Origin of the sequence: Variovorax sp. J22R115, assembly GCF_030317005.1 — a bacterium.
Classification (GTDB): Bacteria; Pseudomonadota; Gammaproteobacteria; order Burkholderiales; family Burkholderiaceae_C; genus Variovorax.
In genome coordinates this window covers 37515-56982 of sequence record NZ_JASZYM010000019.1, presented here as the reverse complement: position 1 = coordinate 56982, position 19468 = coordinate 37515, and the positions used below count along the sequence as shown (strand labels likewise).

18 protein-coding genes and 1 pseudogene are annotated in these 19468 nt (G+C 63.4%); 17 read left to right on the top strand and 2 right to left on the bottom strand.

All coding sequences use genetic code 11. From position 1 onward, the window contains the following. The first annotated feature begins 10 nt into the window (after window positions 1–10). The 12 genes and pseudogenes from QTI04_RS28255 to QTI04_RS28200 all read left to right on the top strand — a co-directional run. Window positions 11–721 (top strand): ABC transporter ATP-binding protein, encoded by a 711-nt coding sequence (locus QTI04_RS28255; protein WP_286618494.1) that lies wholly within the window; start codon window positions 11–13, stop codon window positions 719–721. Window positions 722–756: 35 nt separating this feature from the next. Beyond that, window positions 757–1716, top strand: coding sequence for an MBL fold metallo-hydrolase (locus QTI04_RS28250; protein WP_286618492.1), 960 nt, complete (start codon window positions 757–759; stop codon window positions 1714–1716). Window positions 1717–1855: 139 nt separating this feature from the next. Next, the gene (gene hmgA / locus QTI04_RS28245) at window positions 1856–3160 is read left to right on the top strand and encodes a homogentisate 1,2-dioxygenase (RefSeq protein WP_286618491.1); all 1305 of its coding nucleotides are present in this window, start codon (window positions 1856–1858) and stop codon (window positions 3158–3160) included. Next, on the top strand, window positions 3157–4425 hold the full coding sequence (gene fahA, locus QTI04_RS28240) for a fumarylacetoacetase (RefSeq protein ID WP_286618490.1): 1269 nt from the start codon (window positions 3157–3159) through the stop codon (window positions 4423–4425). Before hmgA ends, fahA begins: the two co-directional genes overlap by 4 nt. Further along, a complete protein-coding gene (locus QTI04_RS28235) occupies window positions 4422–5081 on the top strand; it encodes a CoA transferase subunit A (protein WP_286618489.1) in 660 nt (219 codons plus the stop codon). Before fahA ends, QTI04_RS28235 begins: the two co-directional genes overlap by 4 nt. After that, complete coding sequence (locus QTI04_RS28230; protein ID WP_286618487.1) at window positions 5078–5725, top strand: 3-oxoacid CoA-transferase subunit B; 648 nt, start codon at window positions 5078–5080, stop codon at window positions 5723–5725. The genes QTI04_RS28235 and QTI04_RS28230 overlap by 4 nt, the downstream gene beginning before the upstream one ends. Before the next feature lie 23 nt (window positions 5726–5748). After that, window positions 5749–6933: an MFS transporter gene (locus QTI04_RS28225; RefSeq protein ID WP_286618486.1), complete on the top strand. Its 1185-nt coding sequence runs from the start codon at window positions 5749–5751 to the stop codon at window positions 6931–6933. Window positions 6934–6936: 3 nt separating this feature from the next. Beyond that, window positions 6937–7860 carry a DMT family transporter gene (locus QTI04_RS28220; RefSeq protein WP_286618485.1) on the top strand — a complete coding sequence of 308 codons (924 nt, stop codon included), beginning with the start codon at window positions 6937–6939 and terminating at the stop codon, window positions 7858–7860. A gap of 10 nt (window positions 7861–7870) precedes the next feature. Next, complete coding sequence (locus QTI04_RS28215; RefSeq protein ID WP_336621914.1) at window positions 7871–9052, top strand: NADH:flavin oxidoreductase/NADH oxidase; 1182 nt, start codon at window positions 7871–7873, stop codon at window positions 9050–9052. Between the two features lie 3 nt (window positions 9053–9055). Continuing rightward, window positions 9056–9751, top strand: coding sequence for an EthD domain-containing protein (locus tag QTI04_RS28210; RefSeq protein WP_286618484.1), 696 nt, complete (start codon window positions 9056–9058; stop codon window positions 9749–9751). A gap of 16 nt (window positions 9752–9767) precedes the next feature. Further along, window positions 9768–10409 carry an EthD domain-containing protein gene (locus QTI04_RS28205; RefSeq protein WP_336621913.1) on the top strand — a complete coding sequence of 214 codons (642 nt, stop codon included), beginning with the start codon at window positions 9768–9770 and terminating at the stop codon, window positions 10407–10409. 737 nt (window positions 10410–11146) lie between these two features. After that, window positions 11147–11331 (top strand): annotated as a pseudogene (locus QTI04_RS28200) (transposase); the annotation flags it as partial. Window positions 11332–11363: 32 nt separating this feature from the next. Here the strand turns inward: QTI04_RS28200 and QTI04_RS28195 are convergent. Further along, window positions 11364–11690 (bottom strand): hypothetical protein, encoded by a 327-nt coding sequence (locus QTI04_RS28195; RefSeq protein WP_286618481.1) that lies wholly within the window; start codon window positions 11688–11690, stop codon window positions 11364–11366. A gap of 355 nt (window positions 11691–12045) precedes the next feature. Here QTI04_RS28195 and QTI04_RS28190 point away from each other — a divergent pair, with 355 nt between their 5' ends. The 4 genes from QTI04_RS28190 (at window position 12046) to QTI04_RS28175 (ending at window position 15532) form a co-directional block, all read left to right on the top strand. Beyond that, window positions 12046–12171 (top strand): hypothetical protein, encoded by a 126-nt coding sequence (locus QTI04_RS28190; RefSeq protein WP_286618480.1) that lies wholly within the window; start codon window positions 12046–12048, stop codon window positions 12169–12171. A 217-nt stretch (window positions 12172–12388) separates the two neighbouring features. Then, window positions 12389–13513 (top strand): sensor histidine kinase KdpD, encoded by a 1125-nt coding sequence (locus QTI04_RS28185; protein ID WP_286602404.1) that lies wholly within the window; start codon window positions 12389–12391, stop codon window positions 13511–13513. A gap of 297 nt (window positions 13514–13810) precedes the next feature. After that, window positions 13811–14263: a hypothetical protein gene (locus QTI04_RS28180; RefSeq protein ID WP_286618478.1), complete on the top strand. Its 453-nt coding sequence runs from the start codon at window positions 13811–13813 to the stop codon at window positions 14261–14263. Between the two features lie 711 nt (window positions 14264–14974). Further along, the gene (locus QTI04_RS28175) at window positions 14975–15532 is read left to right on the top strand and encodes a dihydrofolate reductase family protein (protein ID WP_286618477.1); all 558 of its coding nucleotides are present in this window, start codon (window positions 14975–14977) and stop codon (window positions 15530–15532) included. 180 nt (window positions 15533–15712) lie between these two features. Here QTI04_RS28175 and QTI04_RS28170 read toward each other — a convergent pair whose 3' ends face one another. Next, on the bottom strand, window positions 15713–17533 hold the full coding sequence (locus tag QTI04_RS28170) for an acyl-CoA dehydrogenase (protein WP_286618475.1): 1821 nt from the start codon (window positions 17531–17533) through the stop codon (window positions 15713–15715). A gap of 279 nt (window positions 17534–17812) precedes the next feature. Between QTI04_RS28170 and QTI04_RS28165 the strand changes: the two genes are divergently transcribed. Next, complete coding sequence (locus QTI04_RS28165) at window positions 17813–19447, top strand: AMP-binding protein (protein ID WP_286618473.1); 1635 nt, start codon at window positions 17813–17815, stop codon at window positions 19445–19447. The last annotated feature ends 21 nt before the right edge of the window (window positions 19448–19468 follow it).

Sequence of the window (19468 nt, the reverse complement as noted above, 5' to 3'; positions counted from 1 at the left end):
AAAGTCAATCATGCTGAAACTCGAATCAGTCAAGGTGGCCTACGGCGCGATCCAGGCGGTCAAGGGCGTGAGCATCGAAGTCCGCAAGGGCGAAGTGGTCACCATCATTGGCGCCAACGGGGCTGGCAAGAGCACCTTGCTCAAGAGCATTTGCGGGCTGGAGCCCGTCACTGAAGGTCGCATCCTGCTCGATGGCAAGGACATCACGAACGTTGCATCGCATCAGCGCGTGGGCCTTGGCGTGGCGATGTCCCCGGAAGGCCGCGGCGTATTCGCCGATCAGACGGTGCGCGAAAACCTGATGCTCGGTGCTTACTCGCGAAAGAGCGACCCAGCCGCCACCGCAGCGGCCATCGAGCGGGAGTTCAAGCGGTTCCCGCGACTGCGGGAGCGCCAGGACCAGTTGTCGGGAACCTTGTCCGGCGGCGAGCAGCAGATGCTGGCGATTTCCCGCGCATTGATGAGCGACCCACGCCTGTTGCTGCTGGATGAACCCTCGCTCGGCCTGGCGCCCTTGATCATCAAGGACATCTTCAATGCGATCCGCCAACTGCGCGAGGCTGGCCTGACCATCTTGCTGGTCGAACAGATGGCCAAGCAGGCGCTCGGCGTCGCCGATCGGGCCTACGTGCTCGAAACAGGGCACATCACCGCGGAGGGCACAGGTCGTGCACTCCTCAACGATCCCAAGGTCAAGGCGGCCTATCTCGGCACGCACTGACCCCCCATTCATCCCGTCTACACAAGGAGTACCCCATGACCGAAACGAAAAAGTTTGCGAGCCAGGCCGACCTGGAAGAGAAGAATGTCACCTTCAGCCAGATCTCCGAGCACGCCTGGGCGTACACGGCCGAAGGCGACCCGAATACCGGCATCATCATCGGCGACGACGCTGTGCTGGTTGCTGACACTCAGGCCACGCCGGCCATGGCGGCCGATGTCATCCGTCGCATTCGCGAAGTGACCGACAAGCCGATCAAGTACGTCGTGCTGACCCACTACCACGCGGTGCGTGTGCTCGGTGCCAGCGCGTACGGTGCGGAACACATCCTCGCGAGCCAGGACACGTACGACCTCATCGTGGAGCGTGGCGAGCAGGACAAGGCCAGCGAGATCGGCCGCTTCCCACGACTGTTCGCGGGGGTCGAGACCGTGCCACCTGGCATGACCTGGCCCACCATCACCTTCACCGGCAAGATGACGCTGTGGCTGGGCAAGCTCGAAGTGCAGCTGCTGCAGCTCGGCCGCGGCCACACAAAGGGCGACACGGTCGTGTGGCTTCCTGGCGAGGGCGCTCTGCTGTCGGGCGATTTGGTCGAGTTCGGTGCGACACCCTACGCTGGCGATGCCTACTTCAAGGATTGGCCCAAGACGCTCGAGAATGTTGCTGCACTCAAGCCCAAGGCGCTGGTGCCTGGCCGCGGTGCCGCGCTGACCACGCCCGAGGAAGTTTCCAAGGGCCTCAGCGAAACACGCGAGTTCATTTCGGACGTGTACGCCAATGTCCAGAAGGGCGTCGATGCCGGCAAGGACCTGAACGCCGTCTACAAGGACACGTTTGCTGCCATGAAGCCCAAATATGGCCACTGGGTGATCTTTGACCATTGCATGCCGTTCGACGTCACGCGGTGCTACGACGAGGTGACCCAGTACACCGACCCGCGCATCTGGACCGCCGAGCGGGACGTCGAGATGTGGAAGACCCTGGAAGGCTGACGCCTTCGCTCGCAAGAGCAATCAACGAAATCTGCAGTTGTCTCGCGCCGACGCCAGGTCGGCGCGGCGGGGATCGTCACGCCCAAGCGCTTCGCGGCGGTCGACGATCCCAGCCACGCATCACGTCAAGGAGCCCATCGTGAACGATCGCCTGACCACGGAACGTCGCTACCAGAGCGGCTTCGGCAACGAATACGCCACCGAGGCCGTCCCCGGCGCCTTGCCGCAGGGCCGCAACAGCCCGCAGCGCGCACCCTTCGACCTGTATCCGGAACTGATCTCGGGCACCGCCTTCACCGCGCCGCGTCACGAGAACCGGCGCACGTGGATGTACCGCCGCCAGCCCTCCGTGGTGTCCGGCCGCTACAAGCCGTACGCGCAGGCGCAATGGACGACGGGCGCGAACCGCGAGATCGCGCTGCCGCCCGAACCGTTGCGCTGGGCACCGATTCCGCTGGACAACGCCGACGTCGATTTCATCGATGGCGTCCACACGCTGGCGGCCAACGGCGATGCCGAAGCGCAGACCGGCATTGCCGCGCACGTCTATCTCGCGAGCCGCTCGATGGAGCGCCGCGCCCTCGTCAATGCCGATGGCGAGATGCTCTTCGTGCCGCAGCAAGGCCGACTGGTCATCACCACCGAGATGGGCGTCCTCGAAGTCAAGCCCGGCGAGATCGCGCTGGTACCGCGTGGCGTCGTCTTCAAGGTGGCGCTGCCCGACGGCGTCTCGCGCGGCTACCTCTGCGAGAACTACGGTGCGCAGTTCCGCCTGCCGGAGTTGGGCCCGATCGGCTCGAACGGCCTGGCGAACGCGCGTGATTTCCAGGCGCCGGTCGCCGCCTTCGAGAATGCGAGCGTCGGCTACGAACTCGTCAAGAAATCGGGCGGGCGCTTCTGGTCCGCGCCGACGAGGCAATCGCCCTTCAACGTCGTTGCGTGGCACGGCAACCTCTCGCCGGTGAAGTACGACACGGCGCACTTCATGACCATCGGGTCGATCAGCTTCGACCATCCGGACCCGTCGATCTTCACCGTGCTCACCTCGCCGAGCGACACGCCCGGCACGGCCAACTGCGACTTCGTGATCTTCCCGCCGCGCTGGCTGGTCATGGAGGACACCTTCCGTCCGCCGTGGTACCACCGCAACCTCATGAGCGAGTTCATGGGCCTGGTCTACGGCGAGTACGACGCCAAGCCCGGCGGCTTCAAGCCGGGCGGTGCGAGCCTGCACAACTGCATGGTGCCGCACGGCCCCGACGAGGAAGCCTTCGAGAAAGCGAGCCACAGCGACCTCAAGCCGCAGAAGCTCGACAACACGCTGGCCTTCATGTTCGAGAGCCGCTACCGCTTCATTCCCACCGAGTTCGCGATGCAAAGCCCCGCGCTCGACCAGGACTACGCCGACTGCTGGGCCGGCCTCAAGGATCAATACAAGCCATGAACACATTGAACGCAACCCACGACCCGAAGCTGCGCAGCTGGGTGGCCTCGGCCAACGAGGCCGGCAGCGACTTTCCGATCCAGAACCTGCCGTTCGGGCGCTTCAGCCACTCGCCCGATTCCACGCCGCGCATTGGCGTCGCGATCGGCGATCGCATCCTCGATTTGCGCAAGGCCGGGCTGATCGATACCGATGACATGAACGCATTGATGGCCGCCTCGCCCGGGAAGCGGGCGGCACTGCGTGCGCTGATCTCCCAAGGGCTGGCCGAAGGCAGTGCCAGGCAGTCGGAGTGGGAGGCGGCATTGGTCAGCCAGTCGGCGGCCACGATGCATGTGCCCTGCCGCATCGGCGACTACACCGACTTTTACACCAGCGTGCATCACGCCACCACGGTCGGTAAGCAGTTTCGCCCCGACAACCCGCTGCTTCCCAACTACAAGTGGGTGCCGATCGGCTATCACGGTCGCGCCTCCTCGATCGGGGTCAGTGGAGGCAGCTTCAAGCGACCGCGCGGCCAGACCAAGGCGGTCGATGCCGACATTCCAAGCTTCGGTCCTTCGAAGCGACTCGACTTCGAACTGGAGCTCGGATGGTTCATCGGCGAGGGCAACCCGCAAGGCGAACCCATCGACATGGAAGGGGCCGAATCGCACCTGTTTGGCGTCGCGTTGTTCAACGACTGGTCCGCGCGTGACATCCAAGGCTGGGAATACCAGCCCCTTGGCCCGTTCCTCTCGAAAAACTTCGCCAGCACCCTGTCGCCGTGGATGGTCACGATGGAAGCGCTGGCGCCTTTTCGTGCGCCCTTCGAGCGAGTCAGCGACGACCCGCAACCGCTGCCGTACCTCGACTCGCCTGCCAACCGCGCGCAAGGAGCTCTTTCCATCACTCTCGAGGTGCTGCTGCAGACCGCAAAGATGCGCGATGCCGGCGAAGCACCGGTGCGACTGTCGGGCACCAACACCACCCGCGCCGCGTACTGGACGCCTGCGCAACTGGTGGCGCACCACACGGTCAACGGCTGCAACCTGCAACCTGGCGATCTGCTCGGTTCCGGCACGCTGTCGGGTCCGAACGCCGACGAGGCCGGCTCGCTGATGGAACTGACGGGTAGCGGCAAGCAGCCCGTCGTGCTGGCCAACGGTGAACAGCGCGCCTTCCTGGAAGACGGCGATACGTTGATCCTGAGAGGCTGGTGCGAAAGCCCTGGCACAGTGCGCATCGGCTTGGGCGAGTGCTCCGGGACCGTGGTGGCATCGTGAAAAAACCGGTCCCGCTCGATCAGGCGGTCGCCATGGTTCCCGCGGGAGCCGTGGTGATGATCGGTGGGTTCATGGGGGTCGGCAGTCCGCTGCGCCTCATCGACGAAATGGTTCGTCAACGCAGGGGTGACCTGACGCTGATCAGCAACGACTCGGCCAGGCCAGGGGTCGGCGTCGGCCGGCTCATCGATGCGGGACTCGTGAAGAGGCTCATCGCGAGTCACATCGGGACGAACGCGACGACACAACAACTCATGCTGGACGGCAGGCTCGAGGTGGAACTGGTGCCTCAGGGCACGCTGGCCGAACGGATTCGCGCCGGTGGCTTCGGGCTCGGCGGCATCCTCACGCCTACGGGTGTTGGCACGCTCGTCGCACAGGGCAAGCGCACCTTGGAAGTTGATGGTTTTCCGTACCTTCTGGAAACCGCCTTGAAGGCGGACTTCTCCTTCATCAGCGCAAGGAAGGCCGACTACTACGGCAATCTGGAGTACTCGCTCACCGCCAGGAACTTCAACCCACTGATGGCGATGGCGGCTACGACGACCATCGCCGAGGCGGAAAGCATCGTTCCCGTCGGAATGATCAGCCCGGACTCCGTGATCACGCCGGGCGTGTTGGTTCATGTGCTCGTGGGAAAGGAGCGTGCCGCATGAACGAGAAAGAAGTCATTGCACGGCGTGTTGCCAAGGAGCTCAAGGACGGTGATCGGGTCAACCTTGGCATCGGCTTGCCAACCCTGGTCGCGCAGTACCTGGCTCCCTCGCTTCACGTCTTCTTCCATTCCGAGAACGGCATCATCGGCATGAGCCCGTTGCCCGGCGAGGGATTCGAAGACATCAATCTCACGGATGCAGGCGGACGACCCGTCGGCGCTTTGCCCGGCGCCTGCGCTTTCGACTCCGCTTTTTCCTTCGGAATGATCCGGGGCGGTCACCTCGACGTCACTGTGCTCGGAGGCCTCGAGGTCGATGAACTTGGCCGACTGGCGAATTGGATGGTGCCTGGGTCCATGATTCCGGGCATGGGTGGAGCGATGGACCTGGTGACGGGCGCTCGCCGGGTCATCGTCGCGATGACGCACCGTTCCAAGACCGGTTCCAAGATCGTTCCGCGTTGCAGCCTTCCGATCACTTCGGTGCGCCGTGTCGAGTTGATCGTCACGGAACTCGCGGTGTTCCGGCCGACCGGGAACGGCCTCGTGCTTCAGGAGACCGCCCCTGGGGTGTCAGTCCAGGAGGTGATCGAGGCGACCGAAGCGAGCCTGATCCTCGGATCGGGTCTGACGGCATGCGAGTGAGCGCCGCACAGAGCGATGCGTCCATGAGCATCCATTCCCTCGACACCCGAACTTTGTGGCTGCTTGGCACCTGCGCATTCGCAAGCATGGCTTCGATGCGGGTCTGCGACGCCATGCTCCCATCATTGGCCGCGGATTTCTCGGTCACGACGGGCCAGGCCGCCCTGACCATTTCCGGCTTCGCGCTGGCCTACGGAGTTCTCCAGTTGTTCTATGGGCCGCTCGGGGATCGCCACGGGAAAGTGCGCGTCATCGGTTTTGCGACGCTGGCCTGCACGGTCGGGAGCGCGGCGGCGGCGCTTTCGCCCACCTTGGACTGGCTGGTCGTCAGCCGCGTCCTGTCCGGCATCGCGGCGGCAGGAATCATTCCGTTGACGATGGCGTGGATCGGCGACAGCGTGGCCTACGAGGGCCGCCAGGAAGTGTTGGCCAGGTTGCTCGGCGCGACCGTGTTCGGAATGATCTGCGGCCAGTGGTTGGGCGGGCTTGTCGCTGAGATGGTGAGCTGGCGAGCGGCGTTCGTCGTGCTCGCCGTGGTCTTTCTGGTCAGCGGAGCGATGCTGGTCCAGCGTGCTCGCGGCCTTGCGTCACCGGCGCCAGGCGAAATGGGAAGCGTGGCTCGCCGGGTTCTGATCGTGCTCGCCCAACCATGGGCGCGGACCGTATTGCTCGTCACTTGCATCGAAGGGGCGCTGGCGTTCAGCGCGCTTGCCTTCATTCCCTCGCACCTGCATGCCATGTTCAACCTGTCGATGCCAACGGCAGGAGGAGTCGTCGCCCTTTATGGTGTCGGGGGCCTTCTCTACAGCGGATGTGCACGGATGATGCTGCGCCGATTCGGCGAAACCGGTCTGGCGACCACCGGGGGCGTCTGCCTGGGCATTGCGCTCGCCACGATTGCGTCGGCACCATCGTGGCAGTGGACGCTTCCCGCCTGCTTGCTTGCTGGGTTCGGCTTCTACGCCCTGCACAACACCCTGCAGACCCATGCAACCCAAATGGCCCCGGCCGTGCGCGGTACGGCAGTCTCACTCTTTGCATGCGTCCTGTTCTTCGGGCAGTCGCTGGGAGTTCTGCTCGCCGCGTGGGTGGTTGACACCTTCTCGTCGACCACGGTCTTTGCATTCTCGGCCTTGGGTCTCCTGCTGCTCGGAAGTGCGTTCGCATCCTCGATTCGGCAGCGCAACCGCCATGTGCAGGAGGCCTGATCCATGTCTGATCGACAAGTCAGTCCAGCTGCCGTGCAGGCGACCTTGATAGGGGCGATGGCCATCTGGGGTCTGAACGTAGCCGCGGTGAAGGTTCTGACAGGAGTCTTCGATCCGACCACAGTCGCTGCGCTCCGAATCCTCGTGGCATGCGCTGCATTGAGCCTGATCGTGCTGTGGAAGCGCTGCCGTCTTCCCTTGCTGTCATGGAGGCAGCGCGTGGCGATCGTGGTCTGCGCGATCTTGATGGTGCATCTCAATCAGATTTTTTTTGCGGAGGGCCTGCAACGATCCACGGCAACCAATGGCGCGCTCATCATGGCGTTGAGCCCGCTCGTATCCGCACTGCTCGCAGCGATTGCTTTCCGAGAGCGTCTGACTCTGATGCGCCTGGTGGGCGTTCTTCTCGGTTTCGCCGGCGTGGCGGCAGTGGTGTTGAGCCATCCAGGAGCCGGTCTTTCTAGCGCAGGCGCCGGAGATTTGATGTTGGTGGCCGCCGTGGTCAGCTTTGCCGCAGGCGGCGCCATCGTCCAGCGCCTGGCCAAGCAGCTCCACCCATTGACGATCAGCTGGGCGATCTATGTAGTTGGTTCGCTCCTTCTGGCGGTCCACGCGACTCTCGAGTCGCCCACGATTGGATTCGATGGGATCTTTCCAGGCTGGCGCCCCTGGGCGTTCATCCTGTTCTCGGGCGTCATGGCGACCGCGCTGTCCAACCTGGTCTGGAACCGCGCGATCGCGCGCATCGGTGTAGCTCGTACCGCCGTCTTCCTGTACTGGGTTCCAGTTTTCGGCGTCGGTTTCGCAGCCATGTTGCTCGGTGAGCGACTAAACCTTTGGCATCTCGTTGGCTTTCTTGCCGTGATGGGCGGCACCTATCTAGGCACACGGCAACCCGCGACCGCTCCGGTCGTCGCACCTAACTGACAGGCTTCGTATGACCAATGACCCACTTCTCTTCCAGCCACTTCAGCTTCGCGAGCTCGTTCTGAACAATCGAATCGTCATCTCGCCCATGTGCCAGCATGCGGCCGAATCCGGACGCGCGACGCCGTGGCACATGGTGCACCTCGGCAAGTTCGCGCTCGGCGGTGCCGGACTGATCCTCACCGAAAGTACAGCCGTCGATCCTCGGGGCCGTATTGGAACGGCGGATCTGGGCCTCTGGGAGGACAACCAGATCGAACCGTTGAAGGGCGTGGTCGACTTCGTCCATTCCAACGGCGGTGCCATCGGCGTTCAACTGGCCCACGCGGGTCGCAAGGCGGGAAGCCAGCCGCTGTGGGAAGGGGGCGCAGCGCTGTCCGAGCAACGCCTCGCGTCGGATCCGCAGCCCTGGCAACGCCTCGGACCGAGTGCGTTGCCCGCAGGACCCGGCTGGTCTGTGCCGGTTGCGTTGGACGCTGCTGGCCTCGCAGATGTGGTGCAGTCCTTCGTGGATGCGACCTTGCGCGCCGATCAGGCCGGCTTCGATGTGGTGGAGCTCCATTTCGGCCATGGCTATCTGGTCGCAAGCTTCCTGTCGCCCAACTCGAACCACCGCAATGACGAATGGGGCGGCAGCCTCGAGGGACGCATGCGTCTCGCCCTCGAAATAGCGCGCAAGGTTCGTGCTGCCTGGCCCGAAGGCAAGCCTCTCTTCTGCCGGCTGTCGGCGGTGGACGGCAGCGTGGATGGCTGGAGTCTCGAAGACTCGATCGTCCTGTCGCGCGAACTCGCACGGTGCGGCGTCGACGTCATCGACTGCTCCTCCGGCGGCCTCACCGAAGAAACTCGCGCGCTGCCGGTGCCGCGGGGACTCGGCTTTCAGGTGCCGTTTTCACAGCGGATTCGTCAAGAGGCGGAGATCAAGACGCAAGCCGTTGGGATGATCGTTGATGCGCGCCAAGCTGAAGCGGTTCTGGCCGACGGAAAGGCCGATCTGATTGCCCTGGGTCGCGAAGCTCTCTTTGATCCGTACTGGCCGCACCATGCTGCCATCACCTTGGGGGTCGATCCCGCATACAAGCGCTGGCCGGTGCGGCACGGCGTCTGGCTTGCCAAACGCGCTCCGGGACTCGCCCGTGCCCGCGCGCAGGCTGCGGCCGAACTCATCGAACCCACCGCCAACCAGGAGTAACAGATGAACGTAAGAATGGGCCTGATCCGCAAGAAGTCCGATTGGTCTGCGGAAAAATTCAACGAATACTGGCGCGGCCACCATGCAGAGCTTGCCAAGAAAGCGCCCGGTTTGCGGGGGTACTGGCAGAACCCGGTGACCGAGCGCTTGCAACGGGGCATAGATTTTCCGCGCGGACCGTGGGACTTCGACGGGTTCTCTCAGCTTTGGTTCGACGACGTCGGCAAGGCGGACCACGCGTTCAAGGACAGTGAGGTCGCCGCAGAACTCATAGCGGACGAGAACTACTTCCTTGGTGGCCTTCACATCGTGACCGCCGAGCAACGTGTGGTCATCGAATTGCCCGAGCCGCAAGCCCGTGCTCGCCTGCTGAAGCGGATGTCGGTCCTGAAGCGTCGCCCTGATCTCAGCGAGGAAGAGTTTCGCCGCGAATGGAAGGTCCACGGCGATTTGGTCCGCAAGATGCCAGGCGTCAGCGCCTACAGGCAGAACGTCGTGATCGCCCGTGAATTGGTGAAGGGGCAATCCTGTGGCTACGACGATTTCCAGATCGACGGCATCGTCGAGCTCTGGTTCGAGGATGCTGCGACGCTGGAGGCGGCATTCGGCTCCGAAGCCGGGAAGGTGACGATGGCCCACGCAAAGACGTTCCTGGCCGAGATCACGGCTTTCGTAGTAGCCGAGCGACAGGTGCTGTAGTTCCGAAAGGCCCGAGATGATGAAGCGAATGACGCTCCTTGCAAGGAAGGAAGGGTGGGCCACGTGCGACTTCAGGGCGTATTGGGCGGGACCTCATGCTCAGCTTGCATTGGGCATGGACGGCATCGCCAAGTACACCCACAACCGCATCGACAAGGTCCTTTGGGCGAGCAGTGGCGAGCCTGTCTTCAACGTGGACGGGGTCGTGGAGCTTTTCTTTGCCGATGCGGACGCCATGCGCCAGGCCCAGGCGTCCGCGGTCGGTCAGAAATACATACCTGCCGATGAGCCCAACTTTCTGAAGGGCTGGACCTTGTGCGTGGTCGAGACCGTTGGAGATGAGCCTGCTGAGCGGTCTGTGAAGGTCCTCATCCCGTTTCATGCGCAAGCGAAGACGCGCGACACGCTCTGGCGTGAACTGCGGCGAGCGGCGGCAACCACCGGGAACAAAATCGCGTTGAACTGGACGGTCTCGACGGCTCGTCGCGAGCGACTGTGGGCGGAGCCGTCCCCCCCGACCGGGTTCATCTGCGTCTGGTTCGACAGCGTCGCAAAGGCCCATGAGGCTTTCGAACCTTCGTCTGTGCTGCGCCGCGTCATTGAGACGCACACAAGTGACGGCGTCGCTTATCTCATCGACCAACTTCACATCAGGTAGTTCCGCAACCCACGCGTTCAACTGCGTCGGCGCGGATGTGAAGGCCGGCCGCGGCAATGCCCATGGCCCGACGTGAACTTCGCTTTGCTTCGGTCGCAAGCGGACGGTCGGCCGCGCCCCGCGAAGGGCCGCTGATGGCCGCGAGTACCATTTCGCGGCCGCGCTTGGTAGCTGACCTTCGCATGTTCGCGCTGTTGGCCAAGGGCTGCTATTGGCGAGTTTGGCGAACAGGTAGTCCCGGCCAATTCTGTTGAAAAACTCGATTTTGGCGTGGCGACCCACTCGATTTCTACGTATGGGGCATCGAAGGTGCGCTCGACGTACCGCGCGACCCACCGCAGCACGAAACTCGCCTGAGTGCCTCAACGCAGCTCTGATGAGCATCGATGCAAGTCGTGCGCTCTGTGGCTGACGTTTGGGCGTCGGCAAGCTTTGTCGCCCAGTCGAGTTTTTCAACAGAATTGGCCACAACCCGACGTTCGCTGACCTGGTCCAGTTCGCTCCGAAGCCGACCTTCGCGGCGCGCATCGGACAACCTCTGAAGTCCGGTTGAGGCCCGCCTTGAAGTGCATGCACGCAAACTGCCCTCCGTGGACAATCGGGCAAGCACCGTGCAGTTAGAAAAGCGGTTCGTGCTTTCACGGCAGGCGGTATTCGAATGGACTCGAATCAAGTCGATGTTGCTCATTCATGCGCAAGTAGGCCGCTATCTTCCGAGCCTCCGTGCTCATTGCTGCCGCATGCGCTGGAAGGCCTTCGACGGCGCGCTCAACTTCGACATCCTGATCGATTTCCTGCACCGCCTCATCAAGGACGCGGGCTGCGAGGTCTACCTGATCCTGGACAACCTGGAGTGCACCACAGCAAGCCCGTGAAGGCGTGGCTGTGCGAGCACAAGCACGAGATCGAAATCTTCTACCTTTAGAAGGCCCAGACCTCCGGTGGCGTCACCCATCAGCGGCTTCCAAGCGATGGGACCTTAAGCACCTGCGGATTCGCGTCGCGAAGGGTCCAAGTCGGCTGGTAGCGCGTTTCGTCCAACGTCAGCGCCAGCTTTCGTTGAGGCGGATAGCTTGTCAGCGTCATCGAACCCACTACCAGGTCGTCCGCTCGGTACCAGGTTCGCAGCCAAACCGGTGCGAAGTCGGCGCTTGAACTTGACAAGCCCGCGACAACGCCTTGAATGCGCTCAAAGTGATTGGCGTTCGATCGCCGCAGCGATTCCATGGCGCCTGGCGTGTCCCGATCGATGACTGGGCCGGCAAAGGCCGAACCTTCCAACCCGTCTCCTGCGGGCCGGATTGGCGCCTGCGATGAGGTCTTATTCCCGCGGCCAACGGGCGCTCGTTGCCCGATACCATCATGTCGACGCACTTTCTCCCTCACACAGCACTTCAATTCGACGAATGCGTACCGCCGTCTACTACTCTCTGATGCTCTTGCTCGGATTTGCCTGGTACAAGTTCGGGCAGAGCCTGCTCCGGAAGGGGTATCGCGACGAGAACGGCGAACTCACCCAAGGAATTGTGGGTCCGGTGGGATTCCTCGTCTCCGCCGTCGTAGCGTGCGGCCTCCTATTTGCCTTGTTGCGCGCGCTGCTCTGGGGTGAGGTGTCCTGTTTGGGCAGGGCTGCAAGATGCAGATTTACACCCTGGCGGCGCATGCCGGCGAGTACTGGGCCAACGTGTTTTACATTGCGTGGATGGTGCTCGGCCTTGGCTATGCGATGTATGTGACTTTCAAGATTTGGTTCCGTGCATAGCGGTGCCGAAGAGCAGCGCATGCAGCGCCAGCTGCAGAACTTATCTTCCTTCCCAGGGGTCTTACGATGAGGAAATCGATCGTCCGCCCCTTACCGAGACTCCCCGACCGTGTTACGTTCGGTAGCGAACGCCGCGAAATGTGGTGGACTGCCAGGTTTCGTGAACACTAGTTTTGCCCCCCAGCTCGGACCGGGGCAGCCAGCGTAGGAGGACCACATGCATCGATTCCTATTCAACAACCGTGAAGAGTTGATTGCGCGGTGCAAGGAGAAGGTCGCGCAGCGACCCAGGCGGGCAGCGACAGCAGAGCAGCTTGCCAACGGCGTTCCGATCTTCCTGGATCAGTTGATGAGAACGCTGGAAGCGCAGGAGAACGGCGAAATTGACAAGAGCTTCAGGATCTCCGGTGCCGCTGGTGGTGATTCCGCGTTGTCCGAAATGGGCCTGAGCGCCGCTGCGCATGGAAAGGAGCTTTTGGGGCTTGGCTATACCGTCGACCAGGTGGTGCACGACTACGGCGACCTTTGCCAAGCCATTACAGACCTTGCGGTCGAGCGCGATGCCCCATTCTCCGTTGATGAATTCCGCACCTTGAATCGTTGTCTCGACAACGCCATTGCCGATGCGGTTACCGAGTTCGGCGTCTGGCGTGACGCGAGCGTCGCTTTGCAGCAGTCCTCTGATGAGAACGAGCGTCTCGGCGTGCTGGTTCACGAGTTCCGAAATTACCTGCACACCGCAACGCTTGCGTTTGCGGCACTGGAATCGGGGAAAGTTCCAATCGGTGGTGCGACCGGCGCCGTCTTGAAAAGGAGCCTGGCTTCTCTGGCCGCCTTGCTCGACATGTCGCTATCGCAGGTCAGAGGCGCAGCTGCAACGCCGCACGCGGAGGCTTTTTCGCTCGCATCGTTTGTGGCGGACGCCAAGAATGCCGCTTCGCTCGACGCGAGCGCCAAGCATTGCACTTTTACGGTCCTAGATGTCGACGACACGTTGGGCATTTCTGGGGATCGGGAGCTTCTCTTAGCGGCTTTGGTGAACCTGCTCCAGAACGCATTCAAATTCACCCACCCTGGCTCGGAAGTGACGCTGAGCGCTTACGCCAAGGGGGATCATGTTCTGGTCGATGTAAGGGACAACTGCGGAGGGCTTCCACCAGGAGCTACCGCGAACATCTTTCGGCCCTTCAAGCAGGTCGGTGACGACAAGAGCGGGTTGGGGCTTGGTCTTTCCATCGCACGGCGCAATGTCGAGGCGGACGCGGGTCTTTTGACCGTGCGGGACGTGCCTGGCACGGGATGCGTGTTCACCATCAAGCTTCCGCGCAGGACGCTTCCATAGCAGTTGGGTCGCTCCATCGCTCCATCGCTCCATTCAAAACGACAGGTTTGACTTGCACCACGGCGATCGATCAGGCTCCGGTGTGGCCGATGAGTGCCTGCTCCGGAGCAAGGCGAACTTCAGCTTTGAGCCCTACCCTGTCCTCCACAACCGCCGTCGTGCGGCTCCTAGGCAGATGCTATGAGGGCTGGAGGAAGCGTAGAACAGTAGTTCCAGTTCTCTTTCAAGGAGCATGGAAATGACTACCACTCGGACAGCGCTACGGCGCCAGGAGATGGCCAAGCCCGATGCCTGTACATGAGCTTAGAACTCGGCGACAAGCAGTGCAAGCTGGGTGTCGGCGACGGTCGCAATACGGTGAGTCGATTCAGGATCGCTGCGGGCGACCAGGGTTGCAGTGACCGACTGCATCGTGCGAGCCGGCATGCGATTCAAGACGCCCGCATGGCTCACGTGCACACGTGCTACGAGGCCGGCCGCGACGGCTGGTGGCTGCATCGCTGGCTTGGCCAACTGGGTGTAGACAACATCGTGGTTGACGCCGCGAGTATCGAGGTCAACCGGCGAGCCCGACGCGCCAAGACCGATCGACTCGACGCCGACAAGCTGCAGACGATGCTGGTGCGCCACCACCGCGGGGAGCGGGTATGGTCGGTGTTGCGCGAGCCCAGCAAGGGCGACGAGGACGAGCGCCGGGAGCATCGTGAACTCGAACGGCTGATTCAGCAACTGAAGGTCGTCCAAGCTTGATGCCCTGGCGTCGCATCACGTATTGAGCCTAAAAGAACATCATGATCGAAGATCGAAGCGCCCGTGCAAACGCAGGGTCACGTCTCTGTCGTGACCGGTTCTGCAGATGGGGCGCCTCGCCAAGCGGGAACCTGCCAGCGCGCCTGGCGCGCATGCAGCATGAGGTGCCGGGTTCACGGACCCGCACGGATAGCTCGTCCGGGCACGCACTCGGACTTCCATCGGTTCCCGACCTTCGATCGCTCAGTTTTGACAATCGGCCGCCGTGAAGGGCCTTGACATTCCAGCCCTCATAGAAGCGGTTGCTGCCGGTCAGCACGCCTGCGCCAAACGTCGGGTCTCGGGCCAGGAGCCGTCGCCCGCGAGCGGCCGTGTATCGGCAGCCAGCAAGGCGGTTGCGACGTAGCTGTCCGGGAATATCTATCGTTGCGCCGGATTCGAGCTGCTGGCAGAGTCGCCCCGATAGACGCCGCTTTCTGCATCAATTTGATGGCGCTGAGTTCCGGCCTGCCGGGCGGATTTTCTTTGCCGCACAAGGCCTTATCGTGAATTGCGCCGACTTGGTTAAGCAACAGTCGGCGGAGTTATGCGGCACGACGTGCTGGATAAACTGGTAGTTAGGCGACACAGGGTGAGCACCTCGCGAATTGGGCTCGTGCCCTTGGAGCCAGGCGGCGAGCGGCTCGTCGCGTATCTCGATCGGAGGACACCATGGGTCTCTTGACCTTCAGTATCAACGTCACCCTGGACGGCTGCGTCGACCACCAGGAAGGAATCGCCGACGACGAGACGCACGCCTTCTTCACCCGCCTCATGGACGAGGGCGGGGCGATGCTGTGGGGCCGCGTCACCTACGAGATGATGGAGAGCTACTGGCCAGCGGTCGCCCGCGGCGACGCGGAGGCACCGCCCGCGATGCGCGAGTGGGCGGTCAAGCTGGAGGCCAAGCCGAAGTACGTGGTGTCCTCGACGCGAAAGGACTTCCCGTGGACCAACAGCCACCACATCGCCGGCGACCTGCGCACGGGCATACAGAAGCTCAAGGACGCGACCCCGGACGGCGTGCTCCTCGGTAGTGGCAAGCTCGCGACCGAGTTGGACCGGCTGGAGCTGATCGACGAGTACAAGTTGCTCCTCCACCCCAGGATTGCCGGCCACGGCCCGACCCTGTACGAGAGCGGGCTGCCCAGCACTCGACGGCTCGAGTTGATCTCGGCGAAGGCGCTCCGCAGCGGCGCGGTCGCCATGCACTACCGGCGCGCGCGCTGACTCGGAGGTGGGTCATGTCGCTAACAACGCGCTGCACTCGGCCGGGCCTCGCATTGCTCGGCCCGCCGGTGAGCGCGGCGTTGCCTGGGCCGACATCGACGAGGAAATCCGAACTCGGCAACGGCGGACAGATCGCGCGTGGAAACGGATAGTCAGGACTAAATCGCGTGCGAACGATCATCAGAACGCGTCCGACCCCAGCGCGTTTGCCGAAATCGCTCCCTCGACGATGCTGTCGCGCAACCCCGGCACTCGCGTCAGCAGATGCTCGGCGTAGAAGTGTGCGACAGCGATCTTCTGGCGCATGAACTCGACGTCGTCTCCGGCGTCGCGCCGGGACTGGGCCGCCAGCAGTGCGCGGCCGAGTTGCCAGCCCGCCATCAGGTTGCCGGCGAGCATCAGGTAGGGCACCGACCCGGCGTACACGGCGTTGGGGTCGGTCCTGCCGCGGGCGACGATGAACTCGACCACGTCGAGGAAGGCCTTCCGGGCCAAGGCTAGGCGGCCGGCCACCGAATGCGCAGCCGCGCTGTCGCTCTGTCGCAGCGTTGCTTCGGTGGCCTCGATCTCGCTGGCGATCACCTTCGCGACGGCGCCCCCGTCGCGCACGGTCTTGCGGCCGACGAGGTCGTTGGCCTGGATCGCCGTGGTGCCTTCGTAGATCGTCAGGATCTTGGCGTCACGGTAGTACTGCGCCGCACCTGTCTCCTCGATGAACCCCATGCCGCCGTGCACCTGCACCCCCAGCGACGTCACCTCCAGGCTCATCTCCGTGCTGTAGCCCTTGATCAGCGGCACCATGAATTCGTAGAAGGCCCGGGCACCTTGGCGTGTTTCGCCGTCAGGATGCGCGTGCGCAGTGTCGTAGGCCGCCGCAGCGGTGAGAGCCATTGCGCGGCATCCCTCGGTCAGCGCGCGCATCGTCAACAGCATCCGACGCACGTCGGGGTGGTGGATGATGGCTGCAGCGCCGGGCAGCGAGCCGTCCATCGGTCGACCCTGCACCCGATCCTTGGCGTATGCAGCGGCCTTCTGGTACGCACGCTCGGCCACCGCAATGCCTTGCACGCCCACGGCATAGCGTGCGGCGTTCATCATGATGAACATGTATTCGAGGCCGCGGTTCTCCTCGCCGACCAGGTAGCCCACTGCGCCGGGTCCGGCGCTGTCCGCAATGCTCGCCGCCGTGCCGTCGCCGAACTGCAGCACGGCCGTCGGACTGGCCTTGATGCCGAGCTTGTGCTCGATGCTGACGCACTCGACGTCGTTGCGCTCACCCAGCGAACCGTCCTTGTTGACGAGGAACTTCGGCACCACGAACAGGCTGATGCCCTTCACGCCCTCGGGCGCACCGCTGACGCGCGCCAGCACGAGGTGCACGATGTTCTCCGCCATGTCGTGCTCGCCGTAGGTGATGAAGATCTTGGTGCCGAACACCTTGTAGCTGCCGTCGGGCTGCGGTTCGGCGCGGCTGCGCACCAGGGCCAGATCGCTGCCAGCCTGCGGCTCGGTCAGGTTCATGGTGCCGGTCCAGCGGCCTTCGATCATCGCAGGCAGGTAGGTCTGTTTCAGCTCATCGGAGCCGGCGGTCAGCAGCGCCTCGATCGCGCCGTCGGTCAGCAACGGGCATAGCGCGAAACTGAGATTGGCGCTGTTGTTGATTTCGATGCACGCAGCCCCGATCGTCTTCGGCAGGTCCTGGCCGCCGTGGACGACGGGGTGCTGGAGCCCTTGCCAGCCGCCCTCGGCGTATTGGCGGTAGGCGTCCGGGAAGCCGGGCGTGGTCGTCACGGCGCCGTCCTTCCATGTTGACGGGTTCCTGTCGCCCTCGTGATTCAGTGGTGCGATGACGCCTTCGTTGAAGCGGGCGCATTCTTCCAGCACCGCTTGCGCGGTGTCGACGCCTGCTTCCTCGAAGCCGGGCAGTGTCGCGACCTGGGCGAGGCCGGCGAGTTCGGTCATGCAGAACAGCATGTCCTTGAGAGGGGCTTGATAGCTCAACGAAGTCTCCTTGAATCAGTGCGTATGGCCGTTGGTGGCCTCACTCGACTGTAGGAGTGCGGGCGCCAGGGTGCTTTGCAATCGGCGCCAGGTCCTTCGCATTTCATGCCGTGCCCTTCTGTCGTGGCGCCAAAAGCGAAGTCGATGTCGCCAATTGGGAAGCGCGTCGCGCGCGCCTGCGCGAGGATTGCTTCGTCGTGGCGCTCGCTTCCGCCCCGAGGCCGCAGGCGCCCGCCTGCATCCCAACTTCCCCCGATGACATTTACGGAGACAAGACAGATGACCCAACGACCCTGGCTTCACGCGTACGGCGAAGTACCGCCGCAGATCAACCCCGACGCCTACAGCTCGATCGTTGCGTTGCTGGAAGAGGCCATGGACCGATATGCCGACAAGACGGCGTTCCACTCGTTCGGACAAGGACTGAGCTACGGTGACGTCGACCGGCTGTCGGCACGCTTCGCCAGCTTTCTGCAGCGTGAACTCGGCGCGTCCAAGGGCGATCGCATCGCGGTCATGATGCCCAATCTGGCGGCCTTCCCGGTGGTGTTCATGGGGATTGCCCGTGTGGGTGCGGTGCAGGTCAATGTGAACCCGCTGTACACGCCCCGGGAGCTCGCCCATCAGCTCAATGATGCGGGCGTGAAGACCGTCGTCGTGTTCAACGGGTCCACTTCGACACTGGCCGAAGTGATCGCGCAAACGGCCGTCACCCAGGTCATCACGGTGAGTCCGGGCGACGCACTGGCGGGGGCGGTTCCGGGGCCTGCGGCCGATTCGCGCCTGACCCGCACGCTGGCCCTGGCGGACATCCTGGCCGAAGACAAGCCCACGGACTACCGCGCCCCGTCGTTGACCGGCGACGATCTCCTGTTCCTGCAGTACACCGGTGGCACCACCGGCGTGTCCAAGGGTGCGTGTCTCTCGCATCGCAACCTGGTGGCCAACACCGAGCAGTACAAGGCCTTCATGCGGGAGACCACCCGGCCCGGCGAGGAGGTGGTGGTGACGGCCTTGCCGCTGTATCACATCTTCGCGTTGATGGTGAACCTGATCAGCTACTTCTCGATCGGGGCGGAGAACTGGCTGGTCGCGAATCCGCGTGACATGGACGGATTGATCGACACCTTCAAGCAGTCGCGTCCGACGGTCTTCACCGGCGTCAACACGCTCTATGCCGGCCTGGCCGCGCATCCGCGCCTCAAGGAGGTGGATTTCTCGCAGCTGCGCCTGTCAGTTGGCGGAGGAGCCGCCGTGGTCGGCGCCACGTCCGAGCGCTGGAAGGAAGTCACCGGATGCTTCATTCTGGAGGGCTACGGACTGTCGGAAACCAGCCCGATCCTGTCCATCAATCCTCCGTTCGTCGCCGAATTCACCGGCACGACGGGGCTGCCTCTGCCATCGACGGACATCAAGCTCATCGACGACAAGGGCAACGAGGTGCCCCTCGGCCATTCCGGAGAGATCTGCGCCAAGGGCCCGCAGGTCATGAGCGGCTATTGGCAGAAGCCCGACGCCAACGACGCAGCCTTCACGCCGGATGGGTACTTCCGCACAGGCGACGTCGGCGTGTTCGACGCGCGCGGATTCCTCAAGATCGTGGACCGCATCAAGGACATGATCATCGTCTCGGGATTCAACGTCTACCCGAACGAGATCGAAGCTGTGGCGACTGCGTGCCCTGGCGTCGCCGAGTGCGCCTGCGTGGGCGTACCCGACGAGAAGACCGGCGAGGCGCTGCGTCTGTTCGTGGTGAAGGCACCTGGTGCCGGGCCGACCGAGCAGGCCGTCATCAAGCACTGCAGAGAATCCCTGACGGGCTACAAGGTGCCCAAGGCCGTTTCCATCGTCGAAGCCCTTCCCAAGTCCACGGTGGGCAAGATCCTCAGGCGCGAGCTGCGAAACATCGTTTGAGGAACCTGGACCACCCCCCTC